We start from the raw sequence: 17,217 nt of genomic DNA on the forward strand, positions 1-17,217 counted from the left end.
CCCTTACAGTCTCCGGTGATCCTTGGGAAGAGATCAGAAGAGGTTGTTCGTCCGGTCGCCCGCGCTCAGTGGCGTGGCGGTGCTGCGCGACACCGCAGGGATGCGGTTGACGGCCGGGGCCTCGCGCGCGGCATCGCGCACACCCAACTCTTTCTGGAACACGCCGGCCAGATGGCGGGTGATCCTGACTTTCTGGGTCATCCCGTTCCGTTCGGCCTGCACCGCCCGCGCGCCACCAAACGCCTTGAAGGTCGCGTCGATCTGGCGCGGTTCGGCCATTGGTCGCATCGTTTCTGGGTTGAGGAAGTTCACCACGAATTCGATCTCGTGGCGCCCACCCACGGAATAGCGCGTCTTTTCCGAAAGCGCGTGGAACCGCTTCACTTCGATATCAAGCACGACCGGAACGGCACCATCGGCACCCTGCGTGCCCATCGCCAGGCCCTCTTCGAAAATCTTCTGCACCTGCGCGTGACGATCGCCCAAGGGCTCACCGCGCCAGACGATGTCGCCCGAGGGGTAATACCTGTTGGCTTCGGAAACCTGCAAGCTACGCGGCACCCGAACCTGGAACGCGTCCACGTTCATCGCGGGGGCCATGGCCGTGGTGGCCGGGCTTTCGAATGGCACGCTACGTGACACGGTATCAATGGTGGAACAGCCCGACGCGGCCATCCCCAGAACAATCATTGCAACCAGACGAACATGTTTCATACTCTTTCTCCCCGGGCTTTGGCCCTGTTTTCTGCTCACCTCCAAGATTGCCGCCAATTGAGACGAATTCGCGGCGGCGCTGCGATCTTGCCGGGGTAATGTGGGGGCAAAACCCGGTCGGTCGGCGGGGCGCCGCTGCCCTGCCACGGGAGGGACGGCTTGTTAGCGCTAAAACCCTTTGCTAGATGTCGGTCATCCGCCGCGCAAAGGGATATCACATGACACTGAACCAGACCGTCCGCGACGTGACCGACCGGATCATCGAACGCTCAAGGCCCGCGCGCACGGCCTATCTCGACCGGATGCGCGCCGCGGGCGAGGCCGGGCCGACACGCGGGCATCTCAGTTGCTCGAACCAGGCCCACGCCTATGCCGCGATGGGCGACGATCAGGACCGGCTCGCCACCACACAAGCCCCCAATATCGGGATCGTCACCGCCCATAACGAAATGCTCTCGGCGCATCAGCCCTTCGGCGCCTTCCCCGACATCATCAAGCGCGCGGCGCGCGAAGTGGGCGGCACCGCGCAGATCGCGGGCGGTGTTCCCGCCATGTGCGACGGCGTCACCCAGGGCCAGCCCGGCATGGAGCTGTCGCTTTTCTCGCGCGACGTGATCGCCATGGCGGCGGCGGTCGCACTGTCGCACGATACGTTCGACGCGGCGGTGTTTCTGGGCACCTGTGACAAGATCGTGCCCGGGCTTGTCATGGCCGCGGCCACGTTCGGCCACCTCCCCGCGATCTTCCTGCCCGGCGGGCCGATGACCTCGGGCCTCTCGAACGAGGAAAAGGCCGAGGTGCGCAAGGAGTTCGCGGCCGGCAAGATCGACTGCGCCGCCCTCATGCAGGCCGAGATGGCCGCCTATCACGGCCCCGGCACCTGCACCTTCTATGGCACCGCGAATTCCAACCAGATGCTGATGGAGATCATGGGGCTACACCTGCCCGGCGCGGCCTTCATCAACCCCGGAACCGAGATGCGCGACGCGCTCACCGCCGCGGGCACGCGCCAGATCCTCACGCTCACGGCCCTGGGCGATGATTACCGCCCGCTTTGTGACATCCTCGACGAGCGCGCCTTCGTGAACGGCATGGTCGGGCTGATGGCGACCGGCGGATCGACCAATCTCGTGATGCACCTGCCCGCGATGGCACGCGCGGCGGGCATCACCCTCACGCTCGAGGATTTCGCCGACCTCTCGCAGGTCACGCCGCTCCTGGCGCGGGTCTATCCCAACGGGTTGGCCGATGTGAACCATTTCCACGCCGCGGGCGGCATGGCCTGGCTCATCTCGCAATTGCTCGATGCGGGGCTTTTGCACGAGGATGTGCAGACCGTCGCGGGGCCGGGCCTTGGCCGTTACACGCAAGAACCCGTACTCGACGGCGCCGACATCCGCTATCGCCCCGGCCCCGAGCAAACCGAGAACGACCGCATCCTGCGCCCGGTCTCGGACCCGTTCCAGGCGACCGGCGGGCTCAAGCACCTGACCGGCAATCTCGGTGAGGGCATCATCAAGCTTTCGGCGGTCGCCCCCGAGCATCACCTGATCGAGGCCCCGGCGCGCGTCTTTGACACCCAGCAGGCCGTGATCGACGCCTTCAAGGCGGGCGAATTCACCGGCAACGTGGTGATCGTCCTGCGCTTTCAGGGGCCGCGCGCCAACGGCATGCCCGAATTGCACGGGCTGACGCCGACGCTTTCGGTGATGCAGGATCGCGGCCACAAGGTCGCGCTCGTGACCGACGGGCGCATGTCGGGCGCGTCGGGCAAGATCCCGGCGGCGCTCCACCTCGCGCCCGAGGCCGCGATGGAGGGGCCACTGGCCCGCATCCGCGACGGCGACATCATCCGCCTCGACGCCGCGGCCGGAACGCTCGAGGTGCTCTCGTCCGAATTCACCGGCCGCACACCCGACCGGCCCCGCGCCGGGGTCGCGGATCACGGCGTCGGGCGCGAATTGTTCAAACTGTTCCGCGCCCATGCCAGCCCCGCCACCGCAGGCGCCAGCCCGCTTTTCGGAGATGACGGCGCATGACCCCGCAAGAGGCCAGTGCCGAGATCCTCCGCCTCTGCCAGATGGCCCCGGTCATCCCCGTTCTGACCATCGACGACGCGGCCCACGCCGCGCCCCTCGCCCGCGCGCTCGTCGCCGGTGGACTGTCCGTGCTCGAAGTGACGCTGCGCACGCCTGCCGCCCTCGACGCGATCCGTGAAATGACCCGCATTCCCGGCGCGGTGATCGGCGCGGGCACCGTGATCACCCCCGAAGACGCCACCGCCGCCCGCGCGGCCGGGGCACGCTTCGCGGTCTCGCCCGGCGCCACCGACCGCCTGCTCGACGCCTGCGAAAACGCCGCGCTGCCCCTGCTGCCCGGTGCCGCCACGGCAAGCGAGATGATGCGCTTGGCTGAACGCGGCTACGGCATGCAGAAATTCTTTCCCGCCGAACCCTCCGGCGGCGCCCCCGCGCTCAAATCCATCGGTGCGCCACTCCCGCAGATCCGCTTTTGCCCTACCGGCGGCATCACGGCGCAAAACGCCCCCGATTACCTGGAACTGGCCAATGTCGCCTGCGTCGGAGGAAGCTGGGTCGCCCCCGGCGACGCCATCGCCGCGCGCGATTGGGGCCGGATCGAAAGCCTCGCCCGCAGCGCCTCGGCCTTGCCCGGGCCCTAACCGCGTCCGGTTGCTACTGGCGCGCGCGCCCCGACCGCCCGCCACGCCGCCCGGTATGCACCGACTGCTCCAGCCCCTCGCGCAGCACCTGCGTCATCGGGTGGTCGGCCTTTGCGCCATATCTCTCGATCAGGACGCCAATCGCCCGCCGCGCGTCCATACCCTCGGACAGGCTCAGCGCCCAGTCGAGGAAGATCGTCCGGCACTCGGCCATGCCGATCCCCTCGATGCGATAGGCCTCGAATATCAGCCCCTTGGGATCGAACTGGTCCCCCTTCACGCGGCCCCCTCCCCCGTTTCGCGCGCAATCGCCGCGTCGATCACCGTTTCGGCGCGCCCGGCCAGGTCGGCCAGCCGCCCGCCGAGATCGTCCAGCGTCTCAAGCCCTGTCTCTCGCATCAGCATCGACGCCCCTCCACCACCTAGCGACTCCGGTTGCAGCGGCTTGTCACTCAGAAGCTTCGACACCGCCTGCACCTGCCAGCAAAGCGCATAAGACCCCTCCAATGCTGCGCGATCCGCGTCACTCAACCAGCCACTTGCGACAGCGGCCTCCAGCCCCTCGGCCACCGACCGCCCCGGGGCAGCCGCCATCAACGCCCCGGCCTGCGCCACCAGCTCGATATCCTGCATCCGCCCCGGGCCGATCTTGGCCTCCCACGGGCCATCCGGGGCCTTGGCCGCCGCGATCCGCGCGCGCATACTGGCCATGGCGCGCACGATCCCGCTCCGGTTCTCCGACTTTTCGGCCAGAATCGCGCTGCGGAACGCCTCCACATCCGCGCCAAGCCCGGGCTCCCCGGCGACCACCCGCGCCCGGGTCAGCGCCATATGCTCCCAGACCCAGGCCTCGGTGCTCTGATAGGCGCGAAACGACTCCCAACTTGTCGCCACCGGCCCCTGGTTGCCCGACGGGCGCAGCCGCATGTCGACCTCGTAAAGCCGTCCCTCGGACATCTGCGCCGTCACCGCCGTGATCAGTGCCTGAGTCAGGCGCGCATAATAGGGCCGCGCGGCGAGCGGTCGGCGCCCGTCGGACATCTCGACCCCGTCGGGATCGTAAATCACGATCAGGTCGAGATCCGATCCCGCGTTCAGCCGCGCCGCGCCAAGGCTCCCCATCCCCAGGACACAGGCCCCGCGCCCCGGCGGGGCCCCATGCTTTTGCGCGAACTGCGCCACCACCTCGGGCCAGAGTGCCGCCAGCGACGCACCCGCGAGATCGGCATATTGCCGCCCGGCTTCCTCGGCGTCGATCAGCCCACGCAGGTGATGCACCCCGATCCGGAAATGCCATTCCTTGGCCCAGCGTCGCGCCAGGTCGAGCTTGCGTTCGTAATCCGCCTCGCGCTCCAGCCGCGCAGCCAACTCGGCCGCCAGCGCCGACGCCCCGGGCCAGTCGGCAAAGAAATCGCCCCCGATCACCGCATCGAACACGCCCGCATTGCGCGACAGGTGCCGCGCCAGCGTGGGCGAGGTGCCCACGATATCGACCAACAGATCGACAAGCTGCGGATTGGCCTCGAAAAGCGAGAAAAGCTGCACCCCCGCGGGCAGCCCCGACAGAAACCCGTCGAACGCGATCAGCGCCTCTTCGGGCTGGGCCGTGTCCTGCAACTTGCGCAGGATCTCGGGGCGCAACCGGTTGAAGATCGTCACCGCCCGCTCCGAGCGCAGCGCCGGATAGGTGGTCCAGCGCGACACCACCGCATGATCGGCCAGCGGCTCGGGCGCGGGCGCAGCACCTTCCTCGGGGGCAAAGAAGCTCTCGATCAGCTCATGCACCTCGTCGATGCGCGCGCGCAGCGCGGCCTCGAACTCGGGCCGCCCCTGCCCCGACATCGCCGCGATCCGCGCCATCCCCTCGTCGGATGTCGGCAGGCGGTGGGTCTGGGCATCGTTGACCATCTGGATGCGGTGCTCGACCTCGCGATGCGCCCGGTAATGCGCCGCCAGCGTCTCGGCCGCCGCCTGCGGCACCCAGCCCTTTTCGGCCAGCACCCGCAGCCCCTCGACCGTGCCACGCACCCGCAGGTCCGGATCGCGCCCCCCGGCGATGATCTGCCGGGTCTGGGTAAAGAACTCGATCTCGCGAATACCGCCCCGGCCCAGCTTCATGTCATGCCCGGCCAGAACCAGCCTGCCACCCAGCCCTTTATGCTCGCGGATACGCAGCCGCATGTCATGGGCGTCCTGGATCGCCGCGAAATCCAGATGCTTGCGCCAGACAAAGGGGCGCAGCATCTCCAGGAACCGCGCGCCCGCCGCGATATCCCCCGCGCAGGGCCGCGCCTTGATATAGGCCGCGCGCTCCCATGTGCGACCAAGGCTCTCGTAATAGGTCTCGGCGGCGGCCATGGCGATGCAGACCGGCGTGACACTGGGATCGGGGCGCAACCGTAGGTCGGTGCGAAACACATAGCCCTCGCCGGTCATGTCCGACAGCATCGCCGCCATCTTGCGCGTCGCGCGCACGAACCCGGCCCGCGCCTCCATGTAATCGTCGCGCTCGAACCGGCTTTCGTCGAACAGGCAGATAAGGTCGATATCCGAGGAATAATTCAGCTCCCCCGCCCCCATCTTGCCCATGGCCAGCGCCACCCAGCCGGCGCAGGTCTCGAGATCCTCCTCGCCCATGCCGGGCAGCTTGCCACGCCGGATCTCGGGCTCAAGTGCGGCGCGCATCGCCAATTGCACCGCCAGATCGGCAAACCGCGTGAGCGCGCCGGTCACCTCTTCCAGCGCCCAGACCCCGCCCAGATCGGCCAGCCCGGTGAGCAGCGCCACCCGCCGTTTGGCCCGACGCAACTCGGTGCCCAGATCGCCGGGGGCAACCTCGCCCAGCCGGGAAAACTCCGCGTCGAGCGCCGCCTCGGGATCGTCGAACGCCCGCTCCAGCCACTCGCGCTCCTTCTCCAGAAGCCCGCCCAGGTAGGGGCTGCACCCGCCCGCCCCCTCGATCAGAGCGGCCAAGTCTCCCTCGGCCCCCGGCACCAGCGCCCGCGCCTCCGCGCCGCGATCCGGGTCAAGGGCAATGGGCAGGCGGGTGATGCGCGACATGAGGTTCATGCAATCTTGATGCGGCGAAACCGGTTGGGCGTCAATGCTTTGCCCGTCACGGAACGCCGCTGCCCTCGGGGGTGTCCTGGCTGAAGATATTGCGCCACGTGCCGCCGTGCCGCTGCCAGAGCGAACTGACATACATCACCTCGTCCGCCACCGCCCCGACCCGCCGATAACGCGCGCGATAGATGAGCATCGCATGATCTCCCCCGACCGGAACAACCCGCGCCATGCCGAGGGCATAGCGCTCAACAGTCGGGCCATCGCTCAACTGTCCCGCATGCGCGTCGCGCCCCGCGATGCCATCCGGATAGACCCCTACGAAATCCGGCGCGAGAAGCGCGGCATCCGCGCCCGCATCCCCCTCGACAAGCGCCTGCCAGACCTTTTCTTCCATGCAAAGCAATTCGGCCAGTTCCACCTCTGCCATGTCGTCACATCCTTCTCGCGCGTGCTTGCGGTTGGCACCTTGTATCCGCTTGGCAAATGACCACAAGTTCGGGCGGATAGACACAGTCGAAAGGTCCGCCCATGTCGAAATCCCTCAAACGCGTCCGCGCCGCGCTCGACGGGCATGCCGCCGAAATCGTCGAAGCCGGCGAGGCGCGCACCGCCCAGATGGCCGCCGATGCGGTCGGCTGCCATGTCGACCAGATCGCCAAGTCGATCATCTTTCGCGGCGAAACCTCGGGCCGCGCGGTGCTCTTCATCACCGCGGGCGGCAACCAGGTCGATCATGCCCGCGCCACCGCCCTGGCCGGTGAAGAGCTGGGCAAGGCCGACGCGGCCCTCATTCGCGAACAGACCGGCTTTGCCATCGGCGGGGTCGCCCCCATCGGGCACCTCAACCCGATCCGCGCCTTTCTCGATCCGCGCCTCCTTGAGTTTGAAACCGTCTGGGCCGCCGCGGGCACGCCGCGCCACGTGTTTTCCATCCCGCCCCGCGATCTCGAATCCATGTCGGGTGCCGAGATCGCCGCGTTCACTGCCTGATTCCTCGCGAACATCATCCATTCAACTACCTGATTTTAAAGTATTATACGAGAAAATGTAAAAAACCTTCACATCGCCCCTTGTCAAACGCGCCCCCAACCCCGACATTGGGGATGTGAAAGGCATTAACATGAGCCGCCCGACACGAAAGTTCGACAAACGGAGAGAGACATGACAACCGCAACGCACGGCACATCCTCACCCGCCCCGATCGCTTGGCTGCGGCGGGCCGAGGACTGGCTCGATGACAAGGGCAAGGGCGCGTGGATTGCCGCCATGGTGCTTGGCTTCATCCTGTTCTGGCCCATCGGCCTCGCCCTTCTCGCCTACATGATATGGAGCAAACAGATGTTCAAAGGATGCGCGCATCGCCGCAAACACGGCCGCCCCACGGCCTATCGCAGTTCGGGCAATTCCGCCTTCGACGCCTACAAGGACGACACGCTGCGTCGCCTCGAAGACGAGCAGAAACAGTTCGAGAGCTTCCTCGAACGCCTGCGCGCCGCCAAGGACAAGGCCGAGTTCGACCAGTTCATGGAGGACCGCGCCAGCGACGCCGCCAAGGCCCGCAGCGCCGAGCCGCCGCAGGACCGGCGCGACCCCGGCACCGAAGGCTGGCAACAGGCCTGATCCCCACCGCGCACCCACCACCCGGCCCCCGCGAACGGGGCCGGGTCTTTTCCATCCGGCCCCCGCACCCCATGTCATGACAATGAGCGATCACATCCCCAACCCGCCCCCCGACTGGCACCTGCCCGACCCGCAGTTCCAGCCCGAGTTCTACGCCGATGTGCCGCTCAAACGGCTCATCGCGTTTTTCGTCGATACCCTGCTGATCCTCGCCCTGACCGCCATCGTGGCGCTGCTCAGCCTCGGGCTCGCGTTGATCCTGTTCGTGCCGCTCTGGTGGTTGCTGAACTTCGCCTATCGCTGGGTGACGATCACCCAGGGCTCGGCGACACCGGGCATGCGCCTTGTCGCGCTCGAATTGCGCGACCATCGCGGCCGCCCGCTCGACCAGGTGCTGGCGTTCCAGCACACGCTCGGGTTCATGCTCTCGATCACCTTCTTCCCGCTCCAGGTGATCTCGGTCGCGCTCATGCTCACCGACACGCGCAAACAGGGGCTGACCGACAAGATGCTCGGCACCGTCGCGCTCAACCGCCGCGCCGGGTATTAAGTCTCGTTCGATTCAAAGCTTGGAGAACGTCCAAGCTGTTGTTATCGTCCCGATGACACACCACATCTGACCTGACATGCGCCATACACTTCCTCTTGCCCCGCAATTCTACGTGACCGCGCCCCAGCCCTGCCCCTATCTCGAGGGCCGGATGGAGCGAAAGCTGTTCACCGCCCTGCAAGGCGACAATGCCGAGCGTCTCAATGACGCACTGTCGAAACAGGGGTTCCGCCGCTCGCAGAACGTGCTCTATCGCCCCTCCTGTGCCGATTGCGCGGCCTGCCTTTCGGCCCGTATCCGGGTGGCCGACTTCACCCCTTCGAAAAGCCAGAAACGCACCCTGCGCCGCAACCGCGCGCTTGAACGTCGCGCCACCAGCCCTTGGGCGACCGAGGATCAATACGACCTCTTCCGCCGCTATCTCGACAGCCGCCACGCCGATGGCGGCATGGCCGACATGGACGTATTCGAATTCGCCGCGATGGTCGAGGAAACCCCGATCCGCAGCCGCGTCATCGAATATGCCGAGGGCGACAGCGGCGCGCTGACCGCCGTATGCCTGACGGACGTGCTCGATGACGGGCTCTCGATGGTCTATTCCTTCTTCGAACCGGGCCGCCCGCGCGACAGCCTCGGCACCTATATCATCCTTGATCATATCGAGATCGCCCGCGAGGCGGACCTGCCTTACGTCTATCTCGGCTACTGGGTGCCCGGCTCGCCCAAGATGGGCTACAAGGCCAAGTTCTCGGGGCTCGAAGTCTATCGCGGCGGCACTTGGGAACCGGTGCACGACCCGGCCAGTTTCGCCGCCGACACCCACCCGCTTTCGACCGATCCGATCGCCGAACAGGTGGCCAACATCTCGCTCCCCGACATGCGCGCCGGCCCGTATCGCCGCTAGGGCACGCGGCTCAGGTCTCCTTGCCCCCCTTGCGACGCCGGGCCAGCTCCCGGTAAAGCGCCTCGCGGCTCACGCCAAGCTCGGCCGCGACGTCCTGCCAATGCCCCTTGCCCGGCAACGACATCCCCGCATCGAGCCACGCATCGAGCCGGTCGGCCACCCGCGGCAGGGACCGGATCTCGGCGCGCAGCCGCGCCGCCTGCACCCCCCGGGCCAGCGTCGCCGCCCATTGCGCGGCCAGCTCCGGCTCCTCGGCCAGCGCCCGCAGGAACCGCGCCTTGGGCACCCGTGACAGAACCGACCGATCCATCGCCACCGCGTCGCAATGATACGCCCCGGAATAGGCCGACGCCTCGGCCAGAACCGCCCCCGCCGTGGCATTCTGCAACACCATCACCGCGCCATGGATCGAATGGCGGCACAGATGCACCCGCCCCACGCGCACGAGGTAGATATCGGTCACCGGCGCCCCGGTCCGAAAGAGGACGGTTCCAGCCGTCAGTTCAACGGAACGTGATCCGGCAAAAGCGCTCTCCAGGACGTGCTGCATGATCGCAATCATATGCTGCGCCGGATCGGCCTGCAATAACCGCGAAACCCACAAGACGAGAGCGACATGAAACACGCAATACCGATCCTGCTCATCCTCGCCCTGCCCGGACTGGCCACCGCGCAGGACCACACCGCCCATGGCAAGGCCCACCACATGACGCATGGCGGCGATATCTCCGGCGACACGCACACCATGGCCGAGCCCGCCGATCTGCGCGAAGCCGGACAATCCGCCTTTGCCACCATTCAGGAAATCGTGGCCCGTCTCATGGCCGATCCCGCCACCGACTGGGCCACGGTCGATATCGAGGCGCTGCGCCAGCATCTCGTCGACATGGACAACGTCACCCTGCGCGCGCAGGTCGAAACGCGACCGCTCGACGGTGGCGCGCGCTTTGTCGTCACCTCGAACGATCCCGCCGTCACCGCCTCGATCCGCGCCATGGTCCCGGCCCATGCCGCCACCATGGACGGGGTGCAGGGCTGGCGCCTGTCCGCGACCTCCACCGCGGGCGGGGCAATCCTGACCGCCACCGGCCCCGGCGACGCGGCCTTGCGCATCCGGGGGCTCGGCTTCATCGGGCTGATGACCGTCGGCATGCACCATCAGTCCCATCACCTTGCGCTCGCGACCGGCCACGCCCCCCACGCGCACCAGCACCGCGCGCAGGATTAACCTAACGAGACGTTAACGCGCGTCGTTTCACCCGGCAGCCGGAGGGCAGCCGGACAGCAGCCGGATGTCACCCCCCCGATTTGCGCCAAAGGGGGGCATTAACCATTCCCGATCCGCATGAGTCGCGCCTCGGCATCCGATCCGCGCCGCAAACCGGCCGTTTGCCCGTCCCCCGGAAGGTCGAATTTTCGCATCATGCGCTTTGACCGATCTTCGCGAAAGAATCGGTCGCTAAAAAAGCCCTCCGCGACACAATATTCATCATTTGGCGGTTGACGCTGCGTTGCCCCGGACCTAATCTCGCGCTCACACGTGAAAGGAACCTTCAATGGACTGCCTCGTAATTATTGTAGGAACACCGCGCATGGGCCACTGACGGAACCCTGTTCCCGACCCATGCGCCCCCGCCAATCGGGGGTTTTTTTATGCGTGAAAACATGACGTTATACGGAGATGGAAGATGACACGTCAAATGACCGGAGCGAGAATGGTGGTTCAGGCCCTGCGCGATCAGGGCGTGGACGTCGTATTCGGCTATCCCGGGGGCGCGGTGCTTCCGATTTATGACGAGATCTTCCAGCAGAACGACATCCGCCACGTCCTCGTGCGCCACGAACAAGGCGCCGTCCACGCCGCCGAAGGCTATGCCCGCAGCACCGGAAAGCCCGGCGTTGTCATCGTAACCTCCGGTCCTGGCGCAACAAATGCCGTCACCGGGATCACCGATGCACTGATGGATTCGATCCCGCTCGTGGTGCTGTCGGGGCAGGTTCCAACCTTCATGATCGGCAACGACGCCTTTCAGGAGGCCGATACCGTCGGCATCACCCGCGCCTGCACCAAGCATAACTGGCTGGTCAAGGACACCGCGAACCTCTCGGGCACGATCCACGAGGCGTTTCACGTCGCCACCACGGGCCGCCCCGGTCCGGTGTTGATCGACATCCCCAAGGATGTGCAATTCGCCTCGTCCACCTACACCCCGCCGCAAAAGGCCAGGACCAGCCATTATCAACCGCCGGTCAAGGGCGACATGGACTCGATCAAGGAACTGGTCGAAGCCATTGAAAAGGCGAAGAAACCGATCATCTACACCGGCGGTGGCGTGATCAATTCCGGCCCGGCGGCCAGCCTGCTCTTGCGCGAACTGGTGGACAGCACCAACTTTCCTGTCACCTCGACGCTGATGGGGCTGGGCGCCTATCCGGGCACCGGCAAGAACTGGCTTGGCATGCTCGGCATGCACGGTTTGTACGAAGCCAACATGGCCATGCATGACTGTGACCTGATGATCAACATCGGCGCGCGCTTCGACGACCGCATCACCGGGCTCGTCTCGGCCTTCAGCCCGAATTCGAAAAAGGCGCATATCGACATCGACCCCTCGTCGGTCAACAAGGTGATCCGCGTCGATATCCCGATCATCGGTGATGTCGGTCATGTGCTTGAGGATATTCTGAAAATCTGGAAATCCCGCGGCCGCAAGACCGACAAGGAAGGGCTGCAAGGCTGGTGGACCAAGATCGAGGAGTGGAAAAAGATCGACTGCCTGTCGTTCAAACAGACCGGCTCCGTGATCAAGCCGCAATATGCGCTCCACCGACTCGAAGAGCTGACCCGCGATCATGACCGCTATATCTGCACCGAGGTCGGCCAGCACCAGATGTGGGCGGCCCAGTATCTGACCTTCAACGATCCCAATCGCTGGATGACCTCCGGCGGCCTTGGCACGATGGGCTATGGCCTGCCCGCCTCTGTCGGGGTCCAGATGGCCCACCCCGAGGCGCTGGTGATCAATGTCGCGGGCGAGGCATCGTGGCTCATGAACATGCAGGAGATGGGCACAGCGGTGCAGTTCCGCCTGCCGGTCAAGCAATTCATCATGAACAACGAACGCCTCGGCATGGTGCGCCAGTGGCAGGAACTGCTGCACGGCGAACGCTATTCGCAAAGCTGGTCCGAAGCCCTGCCCGATTTCGTGAAGCTCGCCGAAGCCTTTGGCTGCAAAGGGATAAAGGTCGACAATCCGGACGATCTCGACGAGGCGATCAAGGAAATGCTTGCCTATGACGGGCCGGTGATCCTCGACTGCTTGGTTGAGAAGCATGAAAACTGCTTCCCGATGATCCCCTCTGGCGAGCCGCATAACAAGATGCTGCTGGGTGACGCAAAGACCAAGGATGCAATCGGCACGTCCGGCGCCGTTCTGGTGTGAGACCGCAGAGATAGAAGGAACCAAGTCAATGTCTGCACTCAAGATCAAGAAAGGCTCGACCAAGCATTCGGCCTATAACCTACGTCCCGATTTCAGCGACGTGATCGAGACCCATACCCTCGCCGTGCTTGTGGACAACGAAGCCGGGGTGCTGGCGCGGGTGATCGGGCTGTTTTCAGGCCGGGGATACAATATCGACAGCCTGACCGTGGCCGAGATCGACCATACCGGCCACACCAGCCGCATCACCATCGTCACCACCGGCACGCCGCAGGTAATTGAGCAGATCAAGGCCCAGTTGGGCCGCATCGTGCCGGTGCACGAGGTTCATGACCTCTCGGTCGAGGGGCCGTCGGTCGAACGCGAACTTGCCTTGCTGAAGGTCGCGGGCCTCGGCGACAAACGTGTCGAGGCCCTGCGCCTCGCGGATATCTTTCGCGCCAACGTGGTGGACAGCACGCTTGAGAGTTTCGTGTTCGAAATCACCGGCACCTCCGACAAGATCGACGCCTTCGCGGAACTCATGGGGCCGCTTGGATTGATCGAAGTCGCCCGCACCGGCGTCGCCGCCCTCTCCCGCGGCCAATAAACCGCAAAACTGCGTAAACCGACCATCTGTCAGGATGCGACGCGCGAGACGTGTTTCTCGCCCGCATCCTGCACAGCCGCACAGTTTACCAAAAATCAAACGTCCCGGATCACAATCGTTCCCACACCCGCACACATTCCCAGAACTCATGCGTCCCGCATCGCGATCTGGTCGTAAAGGTGCCAACTCGCATGACCAAACAGCGGCAAAACCAGAAACAGCCCCAGAAACGCCGGTATCATGGCAAGGAAAGTCACGACCGCAATGAACACTGCCCAGGCCAGCATCGGAAGCGGGTTCTCTATGACGGTCTGGAAACTCGTGATCATGGCGGTCACGAAATCCACCTCACGATCAAGTAAGAGTGGCATGGAAATCACTGTTATCATGTAGAGAATCAGCGCGAAAGCAGCACCAACCAAGGTTCCGACGCCAAGCATCGTCAAGCCGTTCGACGTCAGATAGACCTCGAAGGAGGTCGAGACATTGGTCATTGTCGAAAGGCCAAGGAACAGAGCAAAGATCATATGCGCGAGGAAGAACCAGAACAGGAACACCATGATGATGATCGCGCAGATCGACGGTAATTGTCGGCGGCTTTGTTGAACAACCACGCCGAGGATCTTGTCCACCTCAAGCGCCTGTCCCTGTTCCAGGCGCCGTGACACTTCGTAAAGACCGACGGCAGCGAAAGGACCGACCAAGGGGAACCCGACGGCAGCGAATACAAGCCAGTACGACTGGCCCGTGCCCCATGTCACCGCAGCAAGCAACAGGCCGATAACCACGTAAGCGCTTGAAAACAGAAGGCCGAATCCGGGTGCGCGTTTCATGTCGGCCCAACCACGCCTCAGCGCCTCGTACAGCATGGCCATTTCAACCGGGCGCATCTCCGGCACACCCAAATCTGCCGCCTTTTCCATGGTTTCTCCCAGTCACAGCACCTTGCTTTGCTTTCGCATCACGGCGCGGTCAATACGGATGGTTTCGCGCGAAAATGGGGCGTGGCCGCATGCCAGGCATGACCGATCTGAAGAAGCGATGCATCCGCGCCCCGGCGCCCGAACATCTGTAGCCCCAGCGGAAGCCCATCTGCATTGAAACCCGCGGGCATGTTGAGACAGGGCAATCCCAGAAGCCCGGGTGGGACGACCACCTCCATCCAACGGTGATAGGTGTCCATGTCAGTATCATTGACGCGTTCCGGATACCGCCACTCGATCGGGAACGGCCAAACCTGCGTCGAGGGCAGGATCAACGCATCGTATCGGTCGAACAAACCGGCAGCGACCTTGAACCACTCGGACCTGATCACGCTGGCCCGGTGGACATCCATCGCCGAAAACGCCAGCCCTCGTTCGATTTCCCATATCGCTTCGGGCTTGAGCCGGCTTCGGGTCTCGTCGTTCTCGTAAAGGGCGGCTGTTCCTGCGGCCACCGACCATGACCGAAGGGTTGTCCAGCTTTCCCAGATCGCTTCGGCCGCAAAGGGGGCCGGCACCTCTTCAACGATGCAGCCAATATCGTCAAAATGGCCCAAAGCCTTCTCACTGAGTTCCAGGATACCCGGCTCGAACCCGTAGGCCCCACCCCAATCGCGCAGCCATCCAATACGGCGGCCTTTCACGTCGGTCTCAATACCCGGCAATGTCGGTTCGACCGGGCACCCATGCGGCTGGCGAGGATCAGGACCGGACTGGATATCAAGGAGCGCCGCGACATCGCGCGGGCTGCGTGCCATCGGCCCGTTGGTCGCCAGTTGGTGCAGAAAGCTGTCACCAACGGGTTCCGATGGCACCCGCCCCCAACTGGGACGGAACCCATAGACATTGTTCCACGCGGCCGGGTTTCGCAGGCTGCCCATCATGTCGGACCCGTCGGCCACTGGCAGCATCCGGCACGCCAGCGCCGCAGCCGCGCCCCCCGACGAGCCTCCGGCCGAACGCGTCAGGTCATAAGGATTGCATGTTGCGCCATGAACCGGGTTGAACGTATTCGAGCCAAGCCCGAATTCCGGCGTGTTGGTCTTGCCGATGATGATCGCCCCCGCAGCGCGCATCCGGGCCACCATGATATCGTCGCTCTGCGCGACCTGATCGGCGAAGACCGGCGAGCCCATCGTCGTGCGCAGCCCCTTGGCGTTGGCGAGATCCTTTACCGCGAGAGGAAGCCCGTGCATCCAGCCCTTGCGCTTGCTCTCATCTGCCTGTTGCGCCTCGGTCAAAAGCGCGTCCGGCTCCCTGAGAGACACGATCGCATTTACCCTGCCGTTGACCTCTCCAATACGGTCGAGCGTCGCCCGCATCACCTCCTCGGCGCTCAGGTTTCCGGCCTCGAGATCGGCGGCCAGATCAATGGCGTCCCGGTCCAGAATATCGCTCACATCCTTGCTCCCCTTGCAGTGTTCGAGAGCAGGTTAGACTGTCACGCAGCCATTGCAATCCTGCACCTGAAAAACGCCGGGGGCTTTGTGTGATCACTCTTCGCCTCGGGCCTCTGCGCGACTCTTGCCGCTCACATTCTGGGCCAGCGTGGCCGCCATGAGCCCATCAAGCGCACCGTCGAGAACACCCTTGGTGTCGGATGTCTCATAGTTCGTCCTGAGATCCTTGACCATCTGGTAGGGTTGAAGAACATAGGATCGGATCTGGTTGCCCCACCCCGCTTCGCCCTTGGCTTCGTGCGCTTCGTTGATCGCCTGGTTCCGCCGTTCCAGCTCCATCTGATAGAGCCGCGATTTCAATGCCTTCATGGCGATATCGCGGTTCTGGTGTTGCGATTTCTCGGAACTGGTCACCACGATGCCGGTGGGCAGGTGCGTGATCCTGACCGCCGAATCCGTCGTGTTGACGTGCTGGCCCCCTGCCCCCGAACTGCGATAGGTGTCGATGCGAAGATCCGCCGGATTGACCTCGATCTCGATATTGTCATCCACGACCGGGTAAACCCAAACCGACGAGAACGAGGTATGGCGTTTGGCCGCGCTGTCATATGGCGAGATGCGCACCAGCCTGTGAACCCCGCTTTCGGACTTGAGCCAGCCATAGGCATTATGCCCCGATATCTTGTATGTGGCGGATTTGATCCCGGCCTCATCGCCCGGGTTTTCCGCCTGAAGCTCGACCTTGTAGCCCCTCTTCTCGGCCCAGCGAACATACATTCGCGCCAGCATCGACGCCCAATCGCAGCTTTCGGTCCCGCCAGCACCGGCATGAATTTCGAGGAAGGTGTCATTGGCGTCCGCTTCACCATCCAGCAACGCCTCAAGCTCTTTTTCCGCGGCTTTTGCCGCCAAGGCCTGAAGCGCGGCTTCAGCGTCTTTGACGACATCTTCGTCGCCTTCCATCTCACCCAGTTCGATCAATTCGACATTGTCGCTCAGATCGCGGGCAATCGCTTCGCAGGTTTCGATCTGATCGACCAGGGCCTGCCGATCACGCATCAGTTTTTGCGCTTTCTCCGGATCGTCCCAGAGGTTTGGATCTTCCACCCATGCATTGAATTCCTCAAGCCTGTGCTGGGCAGTTTCCCAACCCATCCTCTGCCGCAGCAAGTCGAGCGATTTCTCAATTTCATCAATGGTGGTCTGCGTATCGGCGCGCATCGAATTGTCCTGACTGTCATGCTTGGTGACGGGTGATAGACGAGCCA

At 64.4% G+C, this 17,217-nt stretch carries 17 protein-coding genes; 9 read left to right on the plus strand and 8 right to left on the minus strand.

Translation table 11 applies throughout. From position 1 onward, the window contains the following. Positions 1-33 precede the first annotated feature (33 nt). Positions 34-714, minus strand: coding sequence for a DUF6778 family protein (locus tag FLO80_RS03155; protein ID WP_188078199.1), 681 nt, complete (start codon positions 712-714; stop codon positions 34-36). A gap of 218 nt (positions 715-932) precedes the next feature. On the opposite strand from FLO80_RS03155, the gene edd reads away from it, so the two are divergent. Then, positions 933-2,753, plus strand: a complete 1,821-nt coding sequence (edd, locus tag FLO80_RS03160; protein WP_111364130.1) for a phosphogluconate dehydratase — start codon at positions 933-935, stop codon at positions 2,751-2,753. Further along, a complete protein-coding gene (eda, locus tag FLO80_RS03165) occupies positions 2,750-3,394 on the plus strand; it encodes a bifunctional 4-hydroxy-2-oxoglutarate aldolase/2-dehydro-3-deoxy-phosphogluconate aldolase (RefSeq protein ID WP_111364013.1) in 645 nt (214 codons plus the stop codon). The genes edd and eda overlap by 4 nt, the downstream gene beginning before the upstream one ends. A gap of 13 nt (positions 3,395-3,407) precedes the next feature. Here eda and FLO80_RS03170 read toward each other — a convergent pair whose 3' ends face one another. The 3 genes from FLO80_RS03170 to FLO80_RS03180 are packed head-to-tail and all read right to left on the minus strand — an operon-like array spanning position 3,408 to position 6,887. Then, on the minus strand, positions 3,408-3,674 hold the full coding sequence (locus FLO80_RS03170) for a hypothetical protein (protein WP_111364010.1): 267 nt from the start codon (positions 3,672-3,674) through the stop codon (positions 3,408-3,410). After that, positions 3,671-6,463: a bifunctional [glutamine synthetase] adenylyltransferase/[glutamine synthetase]-adenylyl-L-tyrosine phosphorylase gene (locus tag FLO80_RS03175; RefSeq protein WP_111364007.1), complete on the minus strand. Its 2,793-nt coding sequence runs from the start codon at positions 6,461-6,463 to the stop codon at positions 3,671-3,673. The genes FLO80_RS03170 and FLO80_RS03175 overlap by 4 nt, the downstream gene beginning before the upstream one ends. Positions 6,464-6,509: 46 nt before the next feature. Next, a complete protein-coding gene (locus tag FLO80_RS03180) occupies positions 6,510-6,887 on the minus strand; it encodes a nuclear transport factor 2 family protein (protein ID WP_111364005.1) in 378 nt (125 codons plus the stop codon). A gap of 101 nt (positions 6,888-6,988) precedes the next feature. On the opposite strand from FLO80_RS03180, the gene FLO80_RS03185 reads away from it, so the two are divergent. The 4 genes from FLO80_RS03185 to FLO80_RS03200 all read left to right on the plus strand — a co-directional run bounded on the left by FLO80_RS03185 (position 6,989) and on the right by FLO80_RS03200 (position 9,534). Next, positions 6,989-7,450 carry a YbaK/EbsC family protein gene (locus FLO80_RS03185; RefSeq protein ID WP_111364002.1) on the plus strand — a complete coding sequence of 154 codons (462 nt, stop codon included), beginning with the start codon at positions 6,989-6,991 and terminating at the stop codon, positions 7,448-7,450. A 171-nt stretch (positions 7,451-7,621) separates the two neighbouring features. Beyond that, positions 7,622-8,080: a DUF2852 domain-containing protein gene (locus tag FLO80_RS03190; protein WP_111363999.1), complete on the plus strand. Its 459-nt coding sequence runs from the start codon at positions 7,622-7,624 to the stop codon at positions 8,078-8,080. A gap of 82 nt (positions 8,081-8,162) precedes the next feature. Further along, positions 8,163-8,630, plus strand: coding sequence for an RDD family protein (locus tag FLO80_RS03195; RefSeq protein ID WP_111363997.1), 468 nt, complete (start codon positions 8,163-8,165; stop codon positions 8,628-8,630). Positions 8,631-8,706: 76 nt separating this feature from the next. Next, complete coding sequence (locus FLO80_RS03200) at positions 8,707-9,534, plus strand: arginyltransferase (protein WP_111363994.1); 828 nt, start codon at positions 8,707-8,709, stop codon at positions 9,532-9,534. Positions 9,535-9,544: 10 nt separating this feature from the next. On the opposite strand, the gene FLO80_RS03205 is transcribed toward FLO80_RS03200, so the two are convergent. After that, the gene (locus FLO80_RS03205; protein ID WP_188078200.1) at positions 9,545-10,084 is read right to left on the minus strand and encodes a Crp/Fnr family transcriptional regulator; all 540 of its coding nucleotides are present in this window, start codon (positions 10,082-10,084) and stop codon (positions 9,545-9,547) included. Between the two features lie 66 nt (positions 10,085-10,150). On the opposite strand from FLO80_RS03205, the gene FLO80_RS03210 reads away from it, so the two are divergent. The 3 genes from FLO80_RS03210 to ilvN all read left to right on the plus strand — a co-directional run bounded on the left by FLO80_RS03210 (position 10,151) and on the right by ilvN (position 13,566). Further along, the gene (locus tag FLO80_RS03210; RefSeq protein ID WP_111363990.1) at positions 10,151-10,762 is read left to right on the plus strand and encodes a hypothetical protein; all 612 of its coding nucleotides are present in this window, start codon (positions 10,151-10,153) and stop codon (positions 10,760-10,762) included. Positions 10,763-11,222: 460 nt separating this feature from the next. Further along, positions 11,223-12,977 carry an acetolactate synthase 3 large subunit gene (locus FLO80_RS03215; RefSeq protein ID WP_111363988.1) on the plus strand — a complete coding sequence of 585 codons (1,755 nt, stop codon included), beginning with the start codon at positions 11,223-11,225 and terminating at the stop codon, positions 12,975-12,977. Between the two features lie 28 nt (positions 12,978-13,005). Continuing rightward, the gene (gene ilvN / locus FLO80_RS03220; protein ID WP_111363986.1) at positions 13,006-13,566 is read left to right on the plus strand and encodes an acetolactate synthase small subunit; all 561 of its coding nucleotides are present in this window, start codon (positions 13,006-13,008) and stop codon (positions 13,564-13,566) included. Between the two features lie 146 nt (positions 13,567-13,712). Here the strand turns inward: ilvN and FLO80_RS03225 are convergent, their stop codons facing one another. The 3 genes from FLO80_RS03225 to prfB form a co-directional block, all read right to left on the minus strand. Next, the gene (locus FLO80_RS03225) at positions 13,713-14,489 is read right to left on the minus strand and encodes a DUF2189 domain-containing protein (protein WP_111363983.1); all 777 of its coding nucleotides are present in this window, start codon (positions 14,487-14,489) and stop codon (positions 13,713-13,715) included. A 38-nt stretch (positions 14,490-14,527) separates the two neighbouring features. After that, positions 14,528-15,949 (minus strand): amidase, encoded by a 1,422-nt coding sequence (locus tag FLO80_RS03230; protein ID WP_111363980.1) that lies wholly within the window; start codon positions 15,947-15,949, stop codon positions 14,528-14,530. Between the two features lie 93 nt (positions 15,950-16,042). Continuing rightward, positions 16,043-17,170 carry a peptide chain release factor 2 gene (prfB, locus tag FLO80_RS03235; RefSeq protein ID WP_111363977.1) on the minus strand — a complete coding sequence of 376 codons (1,128 nt, stop codon included), beginning with the start codon at positions 17,168-17,170 and terminating at the stop codon, positions 16,043-16,045. Between the last annotated feature and the right edge of the window lie 47 nt (positions 17,171-17,217).

Origin of the sequence: Aquicoccus porphyridii, assembly GCF_008369105.1 — a bacterium.
GTDB lineage: Bacteria > Pseudomonadota > Alphaproteobacteria > Rhodobacterales > Rhodobacteraceae > Aquicoccus > Aquicoccus porphyridii.

Bases quoted from the DNA above. Each gene is read 5' to 3' on its own strand.
- FLO80_RS03175 (WP_111364007.1), bottom strand. From the start codon at position 6,463: ATGAACCTCATGTCGCGCATCACCCGCCTGCCCATTGCCCTTGACCCG.
- FLO80_RS03215 (WP_111363988.1), top strand. From the start codon at position 11,223: ATGACACGTCAAATGACCGGAGCGAGAATGGTGGTTCAGGCCCTGCGC.
- prfB (WP_111363977.1), bottom strand. From the start codon at position 17,170: ATGCGCGCCGATACGCAGACCACCATTGATGAAATTGAGAAATCGCTC.
- eda (WP_111364013.1), top strand. From the start codon at position 2,750: ATGACCCCGCAAGAGGCCAGTGCCGAGATCCTCCGCCTCTGCCAGATG.
- FLO80_RS03155 (WP_188078199.1), bottom strand. From the start codon at position 714: ATGAAACATGTTCGTCTGGTTGCAATGATTGTTCTGGGGATGGCCGCG.
- FLO80_RS03185 (WP_111364002.1), top strand. From the start codon at position 6,989: ATGTCGAAATCCCTCAAACGCGTCCGCGCCGCGCTCGACGGGCATGCC.
- FLO80_RS03180 (WP_111364005.1), bottom strand. From the start codon at position 6,887: ATGGCAGAGGTGGAACTGGCCGAATTGCTTTGCATGGAAGAAAAGGTC.
- FLO80_RS03225 (WP_111363983.1), bottom strand. From the start codon at position 14,489: ATGGAAAAGGCGGCAGATTTGGGTGTGCCGGAGATGCGCCCGGTTGAA.
- FLO80_RS03210 (WP_111363990.1), top strand. From the start codon at position 10,151: ATGAAACACGCAATACCGATCCTGCTCATCCTCGCCCTGCCCGGACTG.
- ilvN (WP_111363986.1), top strand. From the start codon at position 13,006: ATGTCTGCACTCAAGATCAAGAAAGGCTCGACCAAGCATTCGGCCTAT.
- edd (WP_111364130.1), top strand. From the start codon at position 933: ATGACACTGAACCAGACCGTCCGCGACGTGACCGACCGGATCATCGAA.
- FLO80_RS03190 (WP_111363999.1), top strand. From the start codon at position 7,622: ATGACAACCGCAACGCACGGCACATCCTCACCCGCCCCGATCGCTTGG.
- FLO80_RS03200 (WP_111363994.1), top strand. From the start codon at position 8,707: ATGCGCCATACACTTCCTCTTGCCCCGCAATTCTACGTGACCGCGCCC.
- FLO80_RS03195 (WP_111363997.1), top strand. From the start codon at position 8,163: ATGAGCGATCACATCCCCAACCCGCCCCCCGACTGGCACCTGCCCGAC.
- FLO80_RS03205 (WP_188078200.1), bottom strand. From the start codon at position 10,084: ATGCAGCACGTCCTGGAGAGCGCTTTTGCCGGATCACGTTCCGTTGAA.